The organism is Atopobium sp., from assembly GCF_034113385.1.
GTDB lineage: Bacteria > Actinomycetota > Coriobacteriia > Coriobacteriales > Atopobiaceae > Atopobium.
Genome location: NZ_JAXEXL010000008.1, coordinates 42,935 through 57,284, shown reverse-complemented (window position 1 = coordinate 57,284; position 14,350 = coordinate 42,935). Strand labels below are relative to the sequence as shown.

Sequence of the window (14,350 nt, the reverse complement as noted above, 5' to 3'; positions counted from 1 at the left end):
AGTCTGCGTATTTATGGTGATGGGTCCTATCTTGCACAAGGCTTTGTCTTAGGATTGATAAAGTTACAGATTGAAGAATTATGTGCAAAGCATTATCTATAAGTTGTATGCAGGCAAGGAAGTAACATGCCAGGTTTCTTTTCTAAACTACTTTCAATCGGTTCCGATAAGGAACTCAAGGAATTCGAGAAGGTTGCGGCGCGCGTCGAAGATTTAAATGAGCAGTTTGCAGCTTTGAGCGAAGATGAGCTCAAGGGTAAAACTGCTGAGTTTCGTGAGCGCTACGCAAAGGGTGAGCCTTTAGATGACATGATGCCCGAGGCATTTGCTGCGGTTCGTGAGGCATCTGGTCGCGTGTTGGGTATGCGTCACTTTCCTGTCCAGCTTATTGGTGGCGCAGCGTTACATCGTGGCATGATTGCCGAGATGAAAACAGGTGAAGGCAAAACGCTTGTTTCGACGCTGGCGGGCTATCTCAATGCAATTTCTGGTAACGGTGTTCATATTGTTACCGTTAATGACTACCTAGCCAAGCGCGATAGCGAATGGATGGGTCAGCTGTATCACTATATGGGTATGAATGTTGGCTTGCTGCAAAATGGCATGCCTCTCATGCTTAAGAAACCTGCATATCAGGCAGATGTAACGTATGGCACTAACTCCGAGTTTGGTTTTGACTATCTGCGTGATAACATGGTTACGCGCGCAAGCATGCGTGTTCAGCGTGGACATAACTTTACTATCGTGGACGAGGTTGACTCCATCTTGATTGATGAAGCTCGTACACCACTTATTATTTCTGGTGCTGGTTCTAAATCTGCAAGTACATACAAGGATTTTGCGCGCGCGGTTCGTGGTCTTATCCCCGAAGAAGATTTTGAGATGGATGAGGCTAAGCACACCATTGCCACTACTGAGCAGGGCCTTAAGAAGGTAGAACGTGCGCTTGGAATTGATGATTTGTATGCTGATATTTCTGGTCAGCTCGTCAACCATCTGCAGCAGGCACTTAAGGCGCAGTATATGTTCCATCGTGATCAGCAGTATGTTGTTACAGATGGTGAAGTCAAAATTGTTGACGAGTTTACTGGCCGCATTATGGAAGGTCGTCGCTATTCGGAAGGTCTGCACCAGGCAATTGAGGCCAAGGAAGGCGTATACGTACGCGAAGAAAATCAGACGCTTGCCACTATTACGCTGCAAAATTACTTCCGTCTGTACAAGAAGCTCTCTGGCATGACCGGTACTGCCATGACTGAGGATGCGGAGTTCCGTGAGATTTATAACCTGCCTGTTCAGGCAATACCACCCAACAGGCCTGTTGCTCGTATTGACAACGTTGACTTGGTGTATCGCACTATTGACGATAAGTTCAATGCGGTTGCACAGGATGTAATTGAGCGCCATAAATCTGGCCAGCCCGTCTTGGTTGGTACGGTTTCCATTGAGAACTCTGAGCGCTTGTCTCGTTTGCTCAATAAACGAGGCATTGCTCATAACGTACTAAACGCTAAGTTTCATGAGCGTGAGGCCGCCATTGTTGCACAAGCTGGTCGCGAAGGTGCGGTAACTATTGCAACTAACATGGCTGGTCGTGGTACAGATATTTTGCTCGGTGGCAATCCTCAGTTCTTGGCAGATGATCTTCTTTTGGAGCAAGGCCTTAATCTAGAGGAAGCTACAGATGAGCAGAAGGCAGCTGCTTTGGAAAAGGCGCGCGAGATTTGCGCAACAGAGCGCGAGCATGTAAAGGATGCTGGTGGTTTGTGCGTTATTGGTACCGAGCGCCATGAAAGTCGTCGTATTGATAATCAGCTTCGTGGACGTTCTGGCCGTCAGGGTGACCCCGGAGAGACTCAATTTTACCTTTCACTCCAAGACGATTTGATGCGCTTGTTTGGTGGCGACCGTATGGACAAGATTGCGGAGTGGATGGAGCGTGCGGAAATGCCTTCCGATGAGCCCATTCAGTCCAAGTCTGTCTCTAAGGCTGTGGAAGGTGCTCAGCGCAAGGTTGAGGAAATCAACTTCTCTATGCGTAAGAACGTTCTGGATTACGATGACGTTATGAATAAGCAGCGTCAGGTAATCTATGAGGAGCGCAACAAGATTCTGGACGGCAAAGATTTAACGGATCATGTTGAGGAAGTTACCTACGATACCGTCGAGCGAGAAGTGCAAAATTACTGCTCGGCTGCTGTGTCTGCAGAGGATTGGGACATCGAAGGTCTTCTTAAGTGGCTTGAAGAACTTACGGGCATAGAAGAACAAGACTTGCCCAAGATTTCTACCTCTATGGATAGCCAGGAAATTGTGGAAACGGTTTCTGAGTTTGTCTTTAGCGCCTATACCAATAAGGCAAAGCGCATTGGTGATGACATTATGAGTGCTCTTGCAACTCAGGTTATGCTGCGTGTTATTGACACCCGCTGGATGGCTTATCTGCAGGAAATGGACTATCTTAAGACAGGTATTGGCCTGCGTGGCTTTGGTCAGCGCGATCCTTTGATGGAGTATCGTAGCGAGGCATATCAGGCATTTTCCGAGTTGGTAAGCACCATGTATGAGGACTTCATTCGCACCGTTTTGCGTATGGAGCTTGCTGTTGCACCCACCGATCCGGTGGATGATGGTCTGTCCAATGCAACGTATTCTGGTCCTGCAGAGGTTGATGGTGATCAGGGCTCTAGTTCTGCTATGGGCCTAGCACGTGTCAAAAATCCGCATGCCACTCTAAACGCTGCTGGTAAGCAGGTGGTAGCTGGCCAGGACAAGCCTCGCACGTATATTAAATCCGAAAGCGACCCGTATGCAGGTGTTGGTCGCAATGACCCCTGCCCTTGCGGAAGCGGTAAGAAATTCAAGAATTGCCACGGTAGGAATCGTTAATGGTTGAAGTAACACCGTCTCTGCTGCATGAGCTAGAGGAACGTCTGGCTCATGCGCAGGTGTTTTTGCACATAGATACTTTGCAGCAAACGGTTGCCGAGCTCGAATGTGTGAGCTCGGCCGCTGATTTTTGGAACGATGCAGCAGCTGCACGCGTGACCATGGAGAAGCTCACGCGCGCCAAGCAGACCATTGCTCGTGTGGCAGATATCAAAACCTGGTTGGAAGATGCTCAGGTTGCTTTGCAGCTTGCGGATGAGACAGCAGATGAAGCCTTTAGGGTGGAAGCGTCTGACCTTATCGAGAAACTCGAGGCGCAGCTTACAGAACTTGAACTGGCAAGTTGGTTTACCGAGGAGTTTGATCATGGTGATGCCATTGTTACCGTAACGCCAGGCCAGGGTGGACTTGAGGCTCAGGATTGGGCCGATATGCTGTTCCATATGTATCTGAAATACTGTGCGTTACGTGGGTGGAAGGTCACCATCAATGATGCACCTACTGCTGAAGTGATTGGCATTGATCGTGCAACCTTTACTGTTGCTGGGGAAAACGCTTACGGCATGCTCAGGGCAGAGCAGGGTGTGCATCGTTTGGTGCGCATTTCTCCGACAGATGACAAGAAGCGTCGCCAGACCTCGTTTGCTGGCGTAGAGGTTATTCCAGTCTTGCCCGCAGATGTGGACGTGCAGATTGACCCTAATGACCTGCGCATTGATGTATACCATGCATCTGGGCATGGTGGGCAGGGTGTTAATACCACGGACTCTGCGGTGCGCATTACGCATTTACCAACAGGCATTGTAGTTACGTGCCAAAATGAACGGAGCCAATTGCAAAACAAGGCTTTTGCCATGCAAATCTTGCGTAGCCGTTTGTATGAGCTAAAAAAGGCAGAGCGCGAGGCAGAGCTGGATGAGTTGCGTGGCCCCAAGCATGATATTTCTTTTGGCAATCAAATTCGCAGCTATGTGTTGTACCCCTATCAAATGGTTAAAGATTTGAGAACAAGTGTAGAAACGGGGAAAGTAAACGCCATTTTGGAAAATGGCGAACTTGATGAGTTTATTATTGGATATCATCGTTGGGTAGCAGCTGGTAAACCAAACTCTGGTATTACAGATATTGGATAAAATAGAACCATTCATTTGATTCATGCAATATAAGGGAGGCACAATGAAGCGTCATATTATTCACCGCGGCGATATTCGCGATGCATTTTTAATTATTGTGGGCTCCTTATTTTTTGCCGTGGGAATTGACTGCTTCCAAGTACCTAATGGTCTGGCTGCTGGTGGCATAACAGGTGTAGCAACCATTATTCATGCACTGGGTGCACAGGTGGGACTAGAGATTCCCGTTGGCGCCCAAACACTTTTGGCTAATGCCTTTTTGCTCATTCCTGTAGTGCGCACTGGCGGTAAGCGTTATTTGGCTCGTACCATTGCAGGAATTGTATGCTCCAGCATTGCGTTGGATGCTCTTGCTCCTGTCCTTCCGGTTTTGAGCAGCGGTGACTTGCTGTTAGCATCCATCTGGGGCGGTGTTATTGCGGGTATTGGCTTGGGCTTGGTGTTCCGTTCTGGTGGCAACACGGGTGGCACAGACATCATTGCGCAAATTATTGCAAGCCACAGTTCCTTCTCGGTGGGTACGGCATCAATTGCTATTGACCTCATAGTTATTGTGGCATCCATTCCGGTTTTCTCGCTCAGCAATGCTTTGTATGCAGTTATCTGTATGTTTATTTGTTGTCGCGTGTTGGACTATGTGGTGGACGGCCCTTCTACTACGCGTGCTGCGTACATCATTTCCGAGAAACACGAGCGTATTGCCAACGCTGTCATGTATGAAATGAAGCGCGGCTGCACGGAAATCCAGGCACGTGGCGTGTGGTCTGGCAACAGTAAGCCCATGCTGTTTGTAGTGCTTAGCCGTGGAGAAGTTAACTTTTTGAAATCCATCGTGGAAGATATAGATTCCGAAGCCGTGGTGGTTATTTCTGAGGTATACGAGGCATTTGGTGAGGGCTTTTCGGAACTTGGGGTGAAGTAATTCTTTGCAAAATACTGCAAAGTGCTCTGTGCTCCCCGTAGGTTTTCTCTGCAGACAACGTGGTGGTTGTATAAGCTCACGATGGCTTTGGTAGAATAGCATACGTATCTGTACCTTAAACGCAGTAAGGAGCTCTTGTGGCAAACCATTTCGTCAGCGACGAGCGACGAGATGACGTAGCCGGAGCAGCTGTTCCAACCTCGTCCGCGGTTCCTGACATCGCGGCTGTGGACGCAGCACACGTAACTAGCTCTGCACCACAGGCTACTCATCAGGTTCCTACGTCTTCTACCTCTGAGGACGTACCGAACATCGTTATTCCTAACAACACTATACCTGCATCAGACGCAGCTCATGTACCCAGCGCAGCTAACGTGCCGAGTTTTTCGGACGGCGCACCAGATGCATCGGCAGCAAACTCCGATCAATCTGAGGCCATCAAAGAAGCCCAGCGCATTGCCACCACCGAAGGTTTTACTACGGCTTTTGCACCCATCACGTCAAGCAATGAGCCGGTAGAGCCATCTATGCCGCGCTCTTCCAAGCCCGTCATTTCTTTGCGCAATGTTTCCAAGGTATATGATGCTCAGCCCAATAAACCAGCTTTGCAAGATGTAAGCCTGGACGTATATGCAGGCGAGTTTGTATTCTTGGTTGGACATTCTGGTTCTGGTAAGTCTACGTTTTTGCGCCTGCTTACCCGTGAACTTAAGGCAAGTTCTGGTCAGGTTATTGTTGCTGGTCAGGATCTTACCAACATGCGCAACTGGAAAGTCCCGTATTTGCGCCGTCAAATTGGCTGCGTATTCCAAGACTTTAAATTGCTCCCTGGTAAAACTACGTATGAAAACGTTGCGTTTGCTTTGGAGTGCATTGGTAAACCTCGTTCGGTTATTCGAGCACAGGTTCCCGAGGTATTGCGCCTTGTAGGTCTGGGTGACAAGATGGACAGCTATCCTGATCAGCTTTCCGGTGGTGAGCAGCAGCGCGTTTCTGTTGCCCGCGCCATGGTTAATCGCCCACCACTGCTGGTATGTGACGAGCCAACTGGTAATCTTGACCCTGCAATTTCATTGGGCATCATGAAGCTGCTTGAGCGTATTAACCGTACGGGCACCACCGTCTTGATGGCAACGCATGACCGTGAAATGGTTGATTCCATGCGTAAGCGTGTTATTGCTCTTGAGGGTGGCCATATTGTTCGTGATCAGGAGAGGGGAGGCTACGGTTACTATGGGTCTATCTAACATTGGATATTCGCTGCGTGAGGCCGGCAGCCACTTTCGTCGTAACTGGTCTACGGTATTTGGCGCCGTGGTAACAATTTTCTTGTCCCTCTTTGTTATTGGCTTGTTTGCACTTGGCTCGTTTATGCTGTCAAACATGGTGGGCAACGTAGAGGATAAGGTAACTATCCAAGCATTTTTAGCAGATACCGCAGAAGACACTGCTGTTGACGCTCTTAAAACCAAAATCTCTGGTTGGGATAACGTTGCTTCCGTGGATTACAAAAGCAAGGAGCAGGCTCTCCAAGAGTACAAGGAGACCATGTCCAATAAAAATGCCGAGGCCGCAGTAGCTGCACTTGACGGTACAAATCCCGTTCCTGCATCGCTTGTAATTAAGTTGGATGATCCAAAGCAGGTTAAGGCAACTGCCGATAAGCTCATTGGAGATGCTGATTTTGCAGCTATTGCTGACGATAAAAAAGCTGAGAATGCCGTTGTGTACGGACAAGGCACCGTCGAGAAGCTTTTCTCGGTAACAAATTACATTCGCATTATCACCTTGGTGCTGGTAGGCCTGTTGGTATTTGTGGCATTTGTCTTTATTAACAACACGATTCGCTTGGCAATTACCGCACGTCGTCGTGAGATTGCAATTGAACGTCTGGTAGGTGCGTCCAACGGGTTTATTCGCGGGCCGTTCTTAACGGAAGGCGTGCTTGAGGCTTTGCTGGGTGCTGTTTTGGCAATTGGTGCACTACAAGTGGTGCTTTCCTATGTGGTGCCACGCCTTGAGTCTAACTTGTCATTCCTTAACTTTACGGTGTCTCATACCGTCTTGTTGCAAGTGTACGGTGGTCTTTTAGGCATTGGCATTGTAATTGGTCTGTTTGGTTCTCTTATTGCCATGCGCCGTTACCTCAAGGTTTAGCTGCTACGCACGGCGGGGCGTACCAACATATAAATATCCTAAAGCGCTGCACCTTTGTAGGTGCGGCGTTTTTTGAACAGGCTTGAAGGGAGTCTTGTGGGTCGAGGCAAAAAGAAGCGTTATGGACGCAGACAGCCAAGCTATACCAAGCGTAAGCTGCGTCCTACCTTGCAGGGGACGTTACAGGTTTTGCGTCCTGGCGTTGCTCATATTGTGAGTGATGAAGGCACCTTTACCGTGGCACGTCGTGGCTTGCGAGAGGGCATGGATGGTGACCTGGTAAGCTTCTCTGTTATCCACAAAGGACCGGCGGATGATCAGGCATACGTTCAGTCAGTTATCCAGCGCGGTACCCTTACCTTTTTGGGCAGCTATGCGGATATGGCGCCTCTGGGCGTAGTGGTTCCTCTGGATGAGCGCATACAACGCGATTTTCTCATCCTGCCGAGCGACCATTCAGCTCGCAAGCATGCAGTGTCCGAGGGCGATATTGTGTCCGCGCGCATTATCAGCTATCCCACGCGTAGTGAGCCTGGCATTGTAACCATTACCAAGCGACTGGGCTCAGCAACGGAGCTGGATTTGGATATGGAGTCCGTGGTAGCGTCGTATGGGTTAGCCGTTGCGTTTCCAGAAGCTGCGCTCAAAGAGGCGCGTGCTGTTACGGTGGACGTTAAGCAAGCACTAGCTACCGAGAAGATCCGTCAAGATGCACGCGACCTTATATGCGTAACCATTGATCCTACCGACGCTCGTGATTATGACGATGCCATTTCCGTTTGTGAACTGGACAATGGCCAGGTAGAACTGGGCGTTCATATTGCGGATGTAAGTCACTATGTGCCCTGGGATTCCTCATTAGATCTGGAGGCGCGGCAGCGCACCTGTTCGGTTTATTTAGCAGATCGTGTTATCCCCATGCTTCCGCCCGAGCTTTCTAATGATGCTTGTTCGCTCATGCCTCAGCAAGATCGGCTTGCCATGACTGTGCTTATTCGTTTGAGTAAAACGGGTGAGGTTGTTTCTTGGAGGGCATTCCCTTCAGTGATTCGTTCTCGTGCGCGTTTGACATATGACCAGGCAAATGACTTGCTGGCAGGAACACTGCCTGCCTCGGAGTTGCCCTGCGCTCCTGATGTGGCTTGCGCTATTGAGAAAACCCTGCACACGCTTAATCGCCTTTCTCATCAAAGACAGCGAATTCGTGCTCAGCGTGGTTCTATTGATTTTGAGTCCATAGAATCGCGCGTAGTGCTTGATGAATATAACCAACCAATTGGTGTGAGTGTGCGTCAAAAAACGGATGCAACGTCTTTGGTAGAAGAGGCAATGTTGCTTGCAAATGAGTGCGTGGCACATACGCTGGATGAAGCAAAACGAGCGTGTGCCTATCGCGTGCATGAGGCGCCGCAAGCAGATGCGCTGCTTGGTGCTGTGGCTATCTTGCGCGAACTGGGCATTGCAAAAGGCGCATTGGGAGATTTGGTTTGTGCGGGGGACCCGTACGCAATTCAGCAGGTGCTGCACGATGTGGCGGGAACTCCCCAGGAGTATCTGGTAAGCTCGCTGTTGCTGCGCGCGCAGTCCAAAGCAGTGTATGGCCCCCACAATCAAGGACACTATGCGTTAGGTGCTACGGCGTACTGTCACTTTACTTCGCCTATTCGCCGATATCCAGATGTACTGGTGCATCGTGCGCTTAAAGCGTTACTTGTTGGAAAAACCTTTGAGGTAGATATGTTGCCTCAGCTGTGTCGTACCTGCTCAGAAAAAGAACGTACCGCCGATGCAGCGGCACGGGCTTCTCAGCGAATAAAGATGGCACAGTATTACGAGCAGCGCATTGGCGAGAAAACCATGGCAACAATCACAGGCTGCGAGCGTTTTGGTGCGTTTGTTATGCTGGATGCAACGTATGCTGATGGTCTCATTCCCATGAAGCTATTGGGCGATGAGTGGTTTGTATTTGATGAAGCGCATATGTCGCTTACAGGAGAAGCTTCGGGAACGGTGTTGCGTCCTGGTAGTCGTGTTGCGGTGCAGGTCCATGGCGTTACTGTCGCACATGGACAAATTGATTTGAAGCTCATACCCAAAGACCAGCTTGGGTAATATAGTGGGTGCGGCAAGTGAGTGCGGCAACCTTGGACACTATGAAAGGAGCTCTTATGAGCCAAACACGCATGATAGATGAGCTCCTGCGAGCAGAAGGTCTTCTCGTCGAGGGCAAGTATGAGCAGGCGGATGCTTTGTTGTCCCGTCTGGCGGAGGATGCAGAAGAGTACGTTGATCGCAACTGTAAAACCACTGATGATGTGCAGTACTTTAGTTTTCCCACGCTGTTTGAGCGCTTGGCGTATCGCCGCGTAGAACATGATCCTCGTGAACTTCGTGAGATGGACGAGCCATTGGACCGCATGTATTCTGACCTTGCTATGGCTTGTGTGCACGAAGGTGACTATGCGCGTGCAACTGAAGCACTTAAGCAGGCGGTTCGTTGGAACCCCATGGATTGTAGCCACCGCCTTAACTTGGCAGATGTATATAAGACTAACGGAGATATAAATGAGTACCTGGCGTTGACCTACTCATGTTTTGCACGAGCAAGTGATGCCAATCATCTGGTGCGCGCTTACCTTAATTTTGCTGGCTTTTTTGAGAGCACCAATAGTCCAAAGGCACAAGCAGCATGCTTAAGGTGTGCTCGCAGGCTCGCCATGCCTTCCGCTGCTCTAGAAAATGCGCTTGCTATAGCGGCTGGTACCGATGCAGACCCAGATAGCATTACGGATGAGCAGGCTCGTGACCTGCTGGAACAAGAAGGTTTACCCGAGGGCGCTAATGCAGAGATTGCCGTGAGTATGCTTATGGTAGCTTCCGATGCTGCTGCAACTGGCCATACCAACTTAGCTACCACACTTACGGTTCGTGCGCGCGATCTTATCGGCGCTCCCGCAGCCGCCACGCTTATTGAACTCATTCATCAATCTGATGCAGACACCGCGGACAGCGCTGGTTCCACAAATGATATAGATGGCACATCTGTTGGCAACTCTGCTGGCTTTAAGGATGGAGAAGCCCATGCCTAAGCGTGAAAAAAAGACCATTGCAAAGAATCGTTCAGCTCACTATGAATATGCTATCGAGGAAACCTTTGAAGCAGGCCTAGTCTTGTGTGGCACTGAAGTCCGCAGTTTGCGTGAGCGTGCGTGCCAAATTACAGATTCGTTTTGCCTTATTCGTGCTGGGCAGTGTTGGTTACATGGTGTGCATATACATCCCTACAGTCACGGTAATGTATGGAATGTAGACCCTAATCGCAAACGTCAGCTTCTGTTGCATCGCCGCCAGATTGACTATCTTGATGGCAAGTTGCGCGCTAAAGGTACAGCTCTTATTCCATTGGAGCTGTACTTTGACGAGAATAACCGTGTAAAGCTGCTTATAGGTTTGGGCGTGGGTAAAAAACTGTACGATAAACGCGCGGATATGGCTAAGCGCGATACTGACCGCGAGATTGCGCGTGCCCTTAAAGAGCGCAACCGCTATGAGTAGGGTATAGGCGTCTAACTGCGGAAGTAAACGTTACCTAACAAACAACATATACGTACAAATAGTGCTGATTCTAAAATGATGAGCATGCGTCTTCTGTTGCATGGATATACTAGAGTCATAAGCCCTAGAGGAGAGGGCTCTTGTAAGAAGGAGAAAATCATGGCAGACGAGCAGACTTATACCTTTCGTTGCACCGTTTGTGGCTACGAGGTAACCGTAAACACCCCTGAGCTTCCTGAGGATTATGTATGTCCTGAGTGTGGCGTTGGTCCCGATATGTTTGAGCTGGTAGAGGACTAATTTAAGTCGTATCGATTTTGATTGTAGCTAAGGATTGTTTTGAGGCGTGCGCAAAACACAGTAGAGTCCATTGAACTTGCTATCTTTTTAGCGTTGTCTGGCGGACTTATGGATGCGTACTCCTATTTGGTGCGCGGTCATGTGTTTGCCAATGCACAAACAGGAAACCTTCTGTTGTTTGGCGTGTATATGGCTGCGGGTGAATTTGCGCGCGCTTCTCATTACATCTTGCCTGCTGTTGCTTTTGTTATTGGTATTGGTCTTATCCATTTTGTTTCTCTTACCTGGAAGCATGAGAACTTTACCTGGCACATTGAGGCTGTCGTTTTTGAGATAGCCGTGCTGGTAATGGTTGGATTTGTTCCAGAAGGTCAATCACTTTTAGCCAATTGCATTACTTCCTTTGCTTGCGGTATTCAAGTTCAGGCGTTCCGCGTGTTACATGGTCGTCCATTTGCTACGACCATGTGTATTGGCAACTTACGATCTGGTACACATGAGCTGGTAACGTTTCTTACCACTAAAAAACGCCAAGCACTTGAGGGCATGCTGTTGTATTACGGTGTCATTGCATGCTTTGTTTCAGGCGCTATTCTTGGCAGCAAACTCATTCCAATCTTGGGCGTTCATACCATTTGGGTAAGCCCTGCATTGCTTGCGGGTGCACTTATCATTTTGTTGGTAAATAAGCGTCCGCGTATGATGGGCAGCCAAAACTGCAGTTAAAGAAAATGTAAAGAATTAACACCAGATAAAGGGTATACTGTGTGCACGGACTTATGACTTTACGTCAGTACGTGTGTACTTTGAAAATGGTGGTCATTGGTCCCTTCTTTGGGGGCGACTGGCTTCGACAAGGTAGTTCTGAGGTGGGCAGCAAGCCGTGGTCTCCTCGCCACGTTAAACAGGGGTACCGTCAAATTGAATTGACAACAACTCTTATCAGGGCTCTTACGCCCTCGCTGCTTAATTTAAAAGTAGCCGTCAAACTAAGGATTGCTTCCGTTTTTAGCGCGACGTCATGTTAGGAAGATGCTCCTGCAGATGTAGTTGGTATGCTGCAGGTTAAGACCAAACCAGCTGGAATGAACACGCGGGTCACTGGGTGTAGTTCATTTGAGATGTAACCAGTAACTGAGCTTGGAGACACCTGCCAGGGAAGTGCTTTGGACCAGAGTTCGATTCTCTGCGCCTCCACCATGTAATTTAGAGCGTCTACTAGCATTTTAGCTGGTAGACGCTTTTTTTGGATTGCTTTTAGTGATGTAACGTAGCTAGTTTGAGGTAGTTTGATGGGTTCTGAGTGCGTCGTGTCATTATTAAAATTAATAATGACACGACGCATCCAAAAGATACAAAAAGCGCCAACTGGTATTGGCACTTATAGAATCTCATATATTCTTACGGGATTAATAGGCTTTAGCAGATGAAACTATGCCGTTAAAGCAAAAAATACTACCGTTCAAAAATTAATATTTGGCTGGAATATATTACAAGTTCTATAACAAAGATAGAAAGCGTCTATCTAGTATTTCATGGAACCTTTGAAGGTGTCGCTGCATAATGAAAGTTCATTTACCAGAAACATATCAAAAAGCTGTCAATATCTTTTTTAGCGGCATAGTGATATTGCAGATGGTTCTTTGCCTTCCTTTTATTAGACAGGCTATTTCATTTCCCGCATATATATACGTATCCCTTTTCCTATTTCCTATCGGAATCGGAGTGCTCGGTAAACTATATAAGCAAAGCTGGATTGTAGTAATCGCAATTTTAGGTTTAGTATGTGCGACCTACATTACAGTAATTTTGAGTGGGGTAAACGTAAGTGGATAGCTGCTACTTGCTTTGTGTGCAGCAAGAGCGAGGTACTCAAATAGAGACGTTCAAAGCAATCATTTCTTAATGCTAGAACTACTTGATATGCAAAATGTTCTTAGTTTTATGCATATTGTTCAGCTTTGACTCAGTTTAGGTTTACTAAGCACGTATAGAGAATTTTTCTGAATAGTTCCCTGTACATCCGTATGTTTTTAGTTATAATCACGGGGACTAACATACCAGCTTTAACTGCAGGTATAAAAGAGTATTTTTACGTTTAATTTAAAGATATTTTAGGGTTTCTAAAAAGATATTTAGCTTTGTAATTTTGTGTACATAAAACCCTTCAAATTAAAGATATTTTGCTTTCGTTAGATAAATTCAAAAAAACATGTGTTACATTATTCATCCAATTTTGAACCAAAGTATGTTTTGGGGGGTGGCAATGCTGAATGTCGTGTCGCTTTGCGCTGCCCTGTATGGAATCGGTTTCTCGCTCTTTCTACCACGTTTGACGGAGCTGCTGGTCGATTTTAAGCAGGCTCAACGCGAACGCGAAATAATTGCAGATAATTCCAAGCTTGCATTTGTTGCAGCTGGTCTTACTCATGCACTATTTTGCATTGCTTGTGGCGTTTTCCTTCCTATGTCCCTTGTTATTCCTGTGCTACTTCTTACAACCATCTGCGTTGTGAGCTCCTTGGTAGATAACATGCTTCGCATCATTTCCAATGAGGCTGTGATAGCTGTTTTAGCTATTGGTGGCATCTATCGAATTTTAGAGGGAGGATTTCTTTCTCTTCTTACAGGTTTTGCCTGCATGCTTGGTATAGCAGCAATGTTCTTTTTGGCTATGGCTATTACAAAAGCACAAAGCGGTTCTCGCGGTGTTGGTGCTGGAGATATTAAATTGGCCATGGTATCTGGTTTTATTGCGGGATGGCCTGCAGTGGTTTATTTCCTTATGGGTCTCGCCGTTTCTTCCATTGTGTACTTTGCTGCGAAATGGTTTATGAAAAACTTTACGTTTATGGCGTATTTTCCAATGTGCTCTTTTATTTCTATTGGGCTTGCAGCAGCAGTTTTATGTCCCTATATTCCAGGCTTTACGCGGGTTTTTGGAGTTGCATTGTAATGAATGCTTTTATGAAATACAAACTCATCATCTGTAATGAAGAGTCTGGACAGAGCCTTGTTGAGTATGCTCTCGTACTCTCTTTTGTTGTTGTAGTGTGCATCGGCGCTTTAAATGCATTTGGAAAGGCAGTCGAAAGGCCACTCAAAGATATTGTCGAAAAATTGGGCGTTGCAAGTCATCCTTGATGTCCAGTTTCGAATAGTACGTTTGTTGAGTTAAGAAATCGAGTGTAGAGAGGAGGAAAAAATGGATAACGCACTTATGTGGTTCAAGGAGGAGGAGTCCGGCCAGGGTCTCGTAGAGTATGGTCTGATTATTGCTCTTATCGCAGTAGTTTGCATTGTTGCACTCACCACCCTTGGTGATGGCATCAGGAAGAAGTTTGTTGAGGTAAATGACAAGCTTACGCCTAAGCCTGGTCCCTAATCCTTAGCG

12 protein-coding genes and 1 other RNA gene are annotated in these 14,350 nt (G+C 47.5%); all 13 read left to right on the top strand.

The annotated features are described in order from the left end of the window. Positions 1–126: 126 nt before the first annotated feature. The 13 genes from secA to SPD80_RS01625 all read left to right on the top strand — a co-directional run bounded on the left by secA (position 127) and on the right by SPD80_RS01625 (position 14,341). Positions 127–2,889 (top strand): preprotein translocase subunit SecA, encoded by a 2,763-nt coding sequence (gene secA / locus SPD80_RS01685; RefSeq protein ID WP_320828197.1) that lies wholly within the window; start codon positions 127–129, stop codon positions 2,887–2,889. After that, a complete protein-coding gene (prfB, locus tag SPD80_RS01680) occupies positions 2,889–4,022 on the top strand; it encodes a peptide chain release factor 2 (RefSeq protein WP_320828196.1) in 1,134 nt (377 codons plus the stop codon). The genes secA and prfB overlap by 1 nt, the downstream gene beginning before the upstream one ends. A 43-nt stretch (positions 4,023–4,065) precedes the next feature. Further along, entirely contained in the window at positions 4,066–4,944 is an 879-nt protein-coding gene (locus tag SPD80_RS01675; protein WP_320828194.1) for a YitT family protein, read from the top strand. Between the two features lie 137 nt (positions 4,945–5,081). After that, the gene (gene ftsE, locus SPD80_RS01670) at positions 5,082–6,191 is read left to right on the top strand and encodes a cell division ATP-binding protein FtsE (RefSeq protein WP_320828193.1); all 1,110 of its coding nucleotides are present in this window, start codon (positions 5,082–5,084) and stop codon (positions 6,189–6,191) included. Then, entirely contained in the window at positions 6,178–7,101 is a 924-nt protein-coding gene (gene ftsX, locus SPD80_RS01665) for a permease-like cell division protein FtsX (RefSeq protein ID WP_320828191.1), read from the top strand. Before ftsE ends, ftsX begins: the two co-directional genes overlap by 14 nt. Before the next feature lie 96 nt (positions 7,102–7,197). Then, positions 7,198–9,213 carry a VacB/RNase II family 3'-5' exoribonuclease gene (locus tag SPD80_RS01660; RefSeq protein ID WP_320828188.1) on the top strand — a complete coding sequence of 672 codons (2,016 nt, stop codon included), beginning with the start codon at positions 7,198–7,200 and terminating at the stop codon, positions 9,211–9,213. Positions 9,214–9,269: 56 nt separating this feature from the next. Continuing rightward, entirely contained in the window at positions 9,270–10,190 is a 921-nt protein-coding gene (locus tag SPD80_RS01655) for a hypothetical protein (protein WP_320828186.1), read from the top strand. Continuing rightward, entirely contained in the window at positions 10,183–10,656 is a 474-nt protein-coding gene (smpB, locus tag SPD80_RS01650) for an SsrA-binding protein SmpB (protein ID WP_320605621.1), read from the top strand. Before SPD80_RS01655 ends, smpB begins: the two co-directional genes overlap by 8 nt. Before the next feature lie 159 nt (positions 10,657–10,815). After that, positions 10,816–10,956, top strand: coding sequence for a rubredoxin-like domain-containing protein (locus SPD80_RS01645; protein WP_320605619.1), 141 nt, complete (start codon positions 10,816–10,818; stop codon positions 10,954–10,956). 39 nt (positions 10,957–10,995) lie between these two features. Beyond that, complete coding sequence (locus tag SPD80_RS01640; protein ID WP_320828184.1) at positions 10,996–11,682, top strand: YoaK family protein; 687 nt, start codon at positions 10,996–10,998, stop codon at positions 11,680–11,682. A gap of 110 nt (positions 11,683–11,792) precedes the next feature. After that, positions 11,793–12,156, top strand: a transfer-messenger RNA (tmRNA) gene (ssrA, locus tag SPD80_RS01635). Between the two features lie 1,066 nt (positions 12,157–13,222). Further along, complete coding sequence (locus SPD80_RS01630; RefSeq protein ID WP_320828182.1) at positions 13,223–13,912, top strand: prepilin peptidase; 690 nt, start codon at positions 13,223–13,225, stop codon at positions 13,910–13,912. A 249-nt stretch (positions 13,913–14,161) separates the two neighbouring features. Beyond that, positions 14,162–14,341 carry a Flp family type IVb pilin gene (locus tag SPD80_RS01625; protein ID WP_320606154.1) on the top strand — a complete coding sequence of 60 codons (180 nt, stop codon included), beginning with the start codon at positions 14,162–14,164 and terminating at the stop codon, positions 14,339–14,341. Positions 14,342–14,350: the final 9 nt, after the last annotated feature.